This is a genomic window from Streptomyces sp. NPDC050564, assembly GCF_044457265.1.
Lineage (GTDB): Bacteria > Actinomycetota > Actinomycetes > Streptomycetales > Streptomycetaceae > Streptomyces.
The window spans coordinates 38,701-44,790 of sequence record NZ_JBITGS010000057.1; the positions used below are offsets into that span (position 1 = coordinate 38,701).

At 66.7% G+C, this 6,090-nt stretch carries 7 protein-coding genes and 1 pseudogene; 5 read left to right on the forward strand and 3 right to left on the reverse strand.

Annotation, left to right across the window (positions count from 1 at the left end; all coding sequences use genetic code 11):
- Positions 1 to 361 precede the first annotated feature (361 nt).
- Positions 362 to 679 carry a transposase gene (locus tag ACIBK0_RS47145; RefSeq protein WP_399095169.1) on the reverse strand — a complete coding sequence of 106 codons (318 nt, stop codon included), beginning with the start codon at positions 677 to 679 and terminating at the stop codon, positions 362 to 364.
- 323 nt (positions 680 to 1,002) lie between these two features.
- On the opposite strand from ACIBK0_RS47145, the gene ACIBK0_RS47150 reads away from it, so the two are divergent.
- On the forward strand, positions 1,003 to 1,176 hold the full coding sequence (locus tag ACIBK0_RS47150; RefSeq protein ID WP_399095172.1) for a hypothetical protein: 174 nt from the start codon (positions 1,003 to 1,005) through the stop codon (positions 1,174 to 1,176).
- Between the two features lie 122 nt (positions 1,177 to 1,298).
- Positions 1,299 to 1,598 (forward strand): annotated as a pseudogene (locus tag ACIBK0_RS47155) (sensor histidine kinase); the annotation flags it as partial.
- On the opposite strand, the gene ACIBK0_RS47160 reads toward ACIBK0_RS47155, so the two are convergent.
- Positions 1,568 to 2,041 carry an SRPBCC domain-containing protein gene (locus ACIBK0_RS47160; protein ID WP_399095175.1) on the reverse strand — a complete coding sequence of 158 codons (474 nt, stop codon included), beginning with the start codon at positions 2,039 to 2,041 and terminating at the stop codon, positions 1,568 to 1,570. The pseudogene ACIBK0_RS47155 and the gene ACIBK0_RS47160 overlap by 31 nt on opposite strands.
- A gap of 511 nt (positions 2,042 to 2,552) precedes the next feature.
- On the reverse strand, positions 2,553 to 3,218 hold the full coding sequence (locus tag ACIBK0_RS47165; RefSeq protein ID WP_399095178.1) for a nitroreductase: 666 nt from the start codon (positions 3,216 to 3,218) through the stop codon (positions 2,553 to 2,555).
- Between the two features lie 127 nt (positions 3,219 to 3,345).
- Here ACIBK0_RS47165 and ACIBK0_RS47170 point away from each other — a divergent pair, with 127 nt between their 5' ends.
- The 3 genes from ACIBK0_RS47170 to ACIBK0_RS47180 all read left to right on the forward strand — a co-directional run bounded on the left by ACIBK0_RS47170 (position 3,346) and on the right by ACIBK0_RS47180 (position 5,507).
- A complete protein-coding gene (locus ACIBK0_RS47170) occupies positions 3,346 to 3,504 on the forward strand; it encodes a hypothetical protein (RefSeq protein WP_399095181.1) in 159 nt (52 codons plus the stop codon).
- A 266-nt stretch (positions 3,505 to 3,770) separates the two neighbouring features.
- The gene (locus ACIBK0_RS47175; protein WP_399095184.1) at positions 3,771 to 4,502 is read left to right on the forward strand and encodes an SDR family oxidoreductase; all 732 of its coding nucleotides are present in this window, start codon (positions 3,771 to 3,773) and stop codon (positions 4,500 to 4,502) included.
- A 108-nt stretch (positions 4,503 to 4,610) separates the two neighbouring features.
- On the forward strand, positions 4,611 to 5,507 hold the full coding sequence (locus tag ACIBK0_RS47180) for an RNA polymerase sigma-70 factor (protein WP_399095187.1): 897 nt from the start codon (positions 4,611 to 4,613) through the stop codon (positions 5,505 to 5,507).
- Positions 5,508 to 6,090 lie beyond the last annotated feature (583 nt).

Genomic DNA, 6,090 nt, shown 5'->3' on the forward strand with positions numbered 1-6,090 from the left:
GGCTGGCGATGATGGCCGCTCGACCGGCTCCCCAACAGGCTGTTCATCTCGAGTGCCCAGTGCCCCACGGCCTGGCCTCCGGAACTGCCGATCGACCATCCGACCGCCTTGTTCTCCCCGCTCGTCACGGGTACCACCACGCGGGCCTGTGGCGAACACGGGTGAGGGGGAACCGACGGAATTCGCTGAACTGCTGATCGCAGCAGGATACGTACGGAGGTACGGCGTTGAGCCGTGCTGATTCCTGGTGGACCGTTGTGACCTGCTCGTCCAGGAGCCGGGCCATTGTGCTGCCTTGGTTCTCCGACAACTGGGTCACGCCGAGGGACTGAGCGAGATTTTCGACCGGCGGGGGAGACGCTCAGCAGACAGGCGGTGGCGGCCACGCTGATGAGGGCCTGCTCGGCACGGCGGCGGCGTTCGAGGAGCCGGCACGGGAAGCAACTGCCCTGCCGCACCTCGGGGATGGCCGGCTGGACCGTCCCTGCCCGCCTGTCCCATCGCGCGAGCGGTAGCCGTTGCGGTGGTTGACTCTCTCTTCGCCGACCTGCCCGTATTCGGCGCCGCTGAGGGCGTCGGCCTCCGCGCACATGCGTGCGTCGGCGAGCGTCTTGACTCTGGCGCGCAGCAGTTCGGGACTCGCCGAAGCGAGGTTCTCCTCCGCGGGGGCATGGGGCAAGCAGACAAGGGTGCTGATCCGCGACCGCCAATGTCACCAGAACACCCCCGATGATCGAGACGGCTTGACAAACGCCATTGGAAAGCCCGTCACGCCCAGAACACTGCAGGTGAGGGGGGAGCGGGAAGCGGCAATTGGCCATTTTGAGCAGTGTCAGTCGGCCAACGTGGCCGCGTTGCCTCGTTCGGCCGACAGCGGTGGCCGACGGTCATCAGTCGAGGTGTCATGACATCGCGACCCGCTCTCGAGAGCGGATGCGCGGCGGGCCGCGCACTTCAGGCAGGCGAGCCCGGCCAAGTCAACCTCGAAAGGTGGAGACAGCAATGCAGTACAACCAGGGAGATCGCGTGCAGTACCAGGGGCGGGACAACCAGAAGCACACGGGCCAGATCCAGGGTATCCGGGGTCAGGAACCCAAGGTGAAGTACACCGTCCGCGACGAGCAGACGCAGGTGGAAGAGCAGATCGAGGAGAAGCAGATCGACCGGACGCTGTAACAGCATCGTGATGAGTCGCCCGCCTGCGAGGTGGGCGACTCATCGGTGTGGGGGCTGGCTGGTCACCTGAGCTGGGCCCATCTATCGCTGCGTCACACAGGTGCGGCGCACACGAACGGCACCTGCCCGACGGCCTTCCGTCGACTGTCCAGCGTGCCATCCACCGCACCGTTCAGGAGGCTCTGACCAACGTACGCAAGCACGCCCCCGGCGCTGGCGCGGCGGTTCGCATGCGCCACGAGGGCGGCGCCGTGCGTGTCACGGTCACCAATACCGCACCGACCCGGCCCGCTCTCCCCCTGCCCGGCGCGCACTACGGTCCGATCGGCCTGCATCAGCGCGCCGCGCTCCTCGGCGGCTCTGTCACCTCGGGTCCGACGGCCGACGGTGGTTACGAACTCCGCCTGAAGCTTCCGGCAGAACACACCGTGACGAGGACGCCAGGACTGGTGGTCATCTCGGCCAGTCGTGTGCCTCCGCGTACAGCGCTGCGCACTTCGGCTCGCCGGTGGCGGAGCTGCCCGGCACCGTTCAGCGCCTGCCGCAGTTGCTTCTCGAGAGCTGGTTGTGACGTGATCATCGTCATCGTGCCGCGCAGTCGATCGGCGGATGTCCCGAACTCGGTCACCTGCACCACCAGCTCGTTGAGAACGAGTCGCGCGAAGTGATCGCGGTAGGTGTCGGTGTGGTCGTCCGACTTCCCTGCCCGGGCTGCGTCGTTGTAGGTGAGTGAGACGCGGATCGCGCCGCCTTCGCGAGGGTCGAGTGCATGGACATGGCTGGTCATGCCGGCGGGCACGCGCCATGCCGCCACCGCGTCCGGGTCGAGGAGCGCCTGATAGACGGCTGCGGGGGCCGGCGTCACGAGCCGTGCGTGGCGTTCATGACACGCGCTGTACTGCCCTTGCAGCCGAGTCGTCGCCGTTCGGGCGAGCGTCTTCGGTCGGCCGGGCCCAGGTCCCTGCCGGTGGCAGGGCGCCACCCAAGACCGGCACACGCCCAGTCATTCTTGTTGGTTGACACGCATGCCGAAGGCTCGCGATGGGGAGGTGTAGTCCGGTCGCTCCTCGAGTACGGGGGGTGTGTCGAAGGCCCGCGTGTGTGAGGGTGCGGGGGCGACGTCTTGTTCAGCCCAGACGACCTTGCCGCCCGATACCGGGCGGGAGCCCCATCTGCGCGACAGCCGGCCGACCAGGAAGAGGCCACGGCCGTTGGTACCTTTCCCAGGGGGCGGCTGCGCGGGCGTCGGCGAGTCACAAGGACCGGAGTGGCCTCCCGGCTGTGACAACCCGCATCTTCCTTGCCCGACGGGGCGGTGCCCCTGGTGGTCGCTGGGATTCCAGCCGCGGAGCTTGTCGGGGTTGACCACTAACCAGCTAACCCTGGATGAACGTGACCGTCTCGTCGAGCGGCGCCCGGCCCGTGCGGGCGTGACTCATCGTGCCGTCCTCGAACCCGATCGACATGCCGCAGTAGAGGATGAGGTCGTCCGGGGGTGCCAGGACCTCCGCGACGGTCTTGCGATACACCGACCACGCCATCTGCGTGCAGCTGTGCAGCCCTTCGGCGCGCAGCAGCAGCATGACGGTCTGCAGATACATGCCCATGTCGGCCCATTGGGGCCGGCCCATGTCGCGGTCGATGTAGCAGAACAGGGCGGCGGGCGCACCGAAACAGTCCCAGTTCGCCGCGGCGGCCCTCTGGCGCGCCTCCCCGTCCTCGCGCGAAATACCGAGTGCGCCGTAGCGCTGCTCGCCGAAGGCGGTTCGGCGCTCGCGGTACGGGGACTTCAGCACGGGCGGGTACATCTCGTACTCCCGCTCGTCCCAGGGGTCGCCTGAGGCAACGCGCTCGCCGGCGAGCTTCTTGAGCTCGGCCAGCGGCCCGCCGGTCAGCACATAAACGTGCCACGGCTGCAGGTTCGATCCCGACGGCGCCCAAGCCGCAGCGGACAGCACGCGCTCCAGCACCTCCCTGGGGACATGCCGGTCGGTGAATCCGCGCACCGCCCGTCGGCTCCTGACCGCCTCATAGACGTCCAAGATCACCCACCTTCCCATATGCTCAAATTCTACCCAATTGGCAGCCAAGGCCCGGAAAATCTGAAGGGCGCCAACACCTCATGAGCGACGCTCGCACCGGGACGCGCCGCGCACGGGCAGCCAAGCGGTGGGCACCGCGCCAGGAAAGCCCCGTCAGCCCACGGGCACCGGCGCGTGCAGCACCGTGCGCCAGTGGTCGACCGACGTCGACACGCTGTGGATCTATTCCCCGGTCGAGGACCCCGAGCAGATCCTCGCCCAGGCGGGCCGCTTCTCCAACCTCTGATAGTGCAAGCGCCGGAGTATCGCGTCCCCCTGGTCACGCCGGAGGCATCGCTGACGGAGCGTATGAAGGATGTGGCTGACAGGCGCCGCACTCACGTGGTGTGTACGGCACCCGGCGCCTTTCCGCTTGCGGTGCGGCGGCCTGGCGTCACGGTGTTCTCGCCGCACCGCAATCGAATGCCGCCCAGGCGCATCGACTCGTTGCGAGGGTAGGTTTAACGCATAAACCTATGTGTTGGACATAACTATCGGGAGATGGGCAATACGATGAAATTCGCAGTCATCGGCGGAACCGGGCTGATCGGGTCAAGGGTCGTGGAGAACCTCGACGCGGCCGGACATCAGGCCGTCCCGCACTCTCCGTCCACAGGCGTGGACCTCGTGACCGGCCGGGGCGTCGAGGAAGCCGTGGCGGACGCCGATGTCGTTATCAACCTGACGAATTCGCCGACTTTCGACGATACCTCGCCTGCCTTCTTCCGGTCGTCGATGGACAACCTCCTTGCGGCGAGCAGGAAAGGCGGCGTCGGACACTTCGTCATCCTCTCGATCGTCGGCGTGGACCAGGTGCCGGAGCTGGACTACTACCGGGCCAAGTTGCTTCAGGAAGACATCCTCAAGGCTGGTCCGATTCCGTACTCCATCGTTCGCGCCACGCAGTTCATGGAGTTCATGGACGCGATCCTGTCCTGGACCACCGACGGCGAGACCGTCCGTCTGCCGCGTACGCCGATCCAGCCGATCGCCGCCGAGGACGTCTCCCGCATCGTCGCCGAAGTGGCTGCCGGCACCCCGCTCAACGGCATTCTCAACATCGCCGGCCCCGACGTCTACCCGCTCGACGAGATAGGCCGGCTGACCCTCACGGCAAAAGGCGATGGGCGCTCCGTCGTCACCGATGACACCGCCGGCATGTACGCCGCCGTCCACGGTGACATCCTCACCGCCGGGAACGACGCCCGCATCGCCCCCACCCACTACACGGACTGGCTCTCCTGAAGCAGCCGAGATTCCCGACGGTCCATCTGAGCCCCGTGGTTCATCCTCGCGCTCATGCGTGAGGTTACGGTTGCCGTCGCACTTGCCGAACAGCAAGGATTGTGCCCAATGCCGTCGAAGAACAATTCAGCGGATGACACCGAGGACCTCCGGGAAGCAGAGGCAGCGTTCCACGACGCCCGTGGTTACATGTTCGGGATCGCTTACCGGATGCTCGGCAGCGTCAGCGAAGCGGAGGACATCCTCCAGGAGGCCTGGATCCGATGGCAGACCTACGACCGGTCCAAGGTGGAAAACGCGCAGGCGTTTCTCACGACGACCGTGACGAGGCTCGCGATCAATGTGCTGCAGTCAGCGAGGGTCCGCCGTCAGACCTATGTCGGCCCATGGCTTCCGGAGCCGGTCGACACCAGCAGCGACCCGGCGTTGGGCGCCGAGAACGCGGAAGCACTGGAAGTCGCGGTGTTGATGCTGTTGGAGAAGCTCACCCCCACGGAGCGGGCGGCGTACGTGCTCCGGGAGGCATTCGACTACCCGTACGAGCAGATCGCGGCGATCATCGGCCAGACGCAGGCCAATGCGCGCCAACTGGTGAGCCGGGCGCGGAAGCACCTGGCCGCGGAGAAACGGGCAAGCGTCGGGGTCGCTGACCACCAGAGGTTCCTGACAGCGTTCGTGGCGGCCGCCCAGGAAGGGAATGTGGCCGTACTGGAGAAGCTGTTCGCGGAAGACGTCGTCTCGTACTCCGACGGCGGGGGGGTCGCGCGGGCTTCGAAGTTCCCGGTCGTGGGTCGCCACCGCGTGGCGAAGTACTACCATGCGTTCGCCGACCGCTTCTGGCCCGGCGTCGCGGTGGAACCGGTCGAGGCCAACGGCAGGCCGGCGGTGAGCCTGTACCGCGACGGCACCGTGTTCGCCGTCCTCACCGTGAGCGTCACCCCAGACGGCATCGACCGAGTGCTCGTCATGATGAACCCGTCGAAACTCGCTGCCATGGCCGTCTGAGCTCTTGTCAGATCGGCCCCGTGCCGCGCCCAGAAGTCCGACGATCCGGGACGCGGCAGGACCGCCTCGGCGGGGCGACGCGTACCCGTCCCACCGAAACCGCCACTGCCTCACGGCGACCAGACCGGAGGAGGCGTCCCCCGGTTGCGGACCTTGTTGGCGTGTTGTCGTCAATGTGAGGCCGGTTTCGGCGAGACATGCATCGATGAGGTTGCTGCAGTACTGGATCTGGCGAAGTCCTTGCCGAAGAACGTGCATCAGGTGGTCAGGGTGAGTGAAAGCGGTGTTGGCCTCGCTGCTGCGTCGCAGCAGTGACCAGATGCCCTCGACGCGGTTGAGGTCCGGTGCACAGGCCGGTAGGAAGTAACAGGTGACGCAGTCGTGGGTGTCGATGAACACCCGCAGCCGGGCGTCCCTGTGCAGGTTCAAGACGTCGTTGCATTTGGTCAGCTGTCGTGCCGTTGCCCCAGCAGGCGGGCCTGTTCCCTCTTCAGCATCATCTAGCGCGGAACCCCGGGCGTTCACGCCCGGGAGGAAGCGCTTCTCAAGATTGCTCTGACCCGCGCATACGCACGGGTCTGCG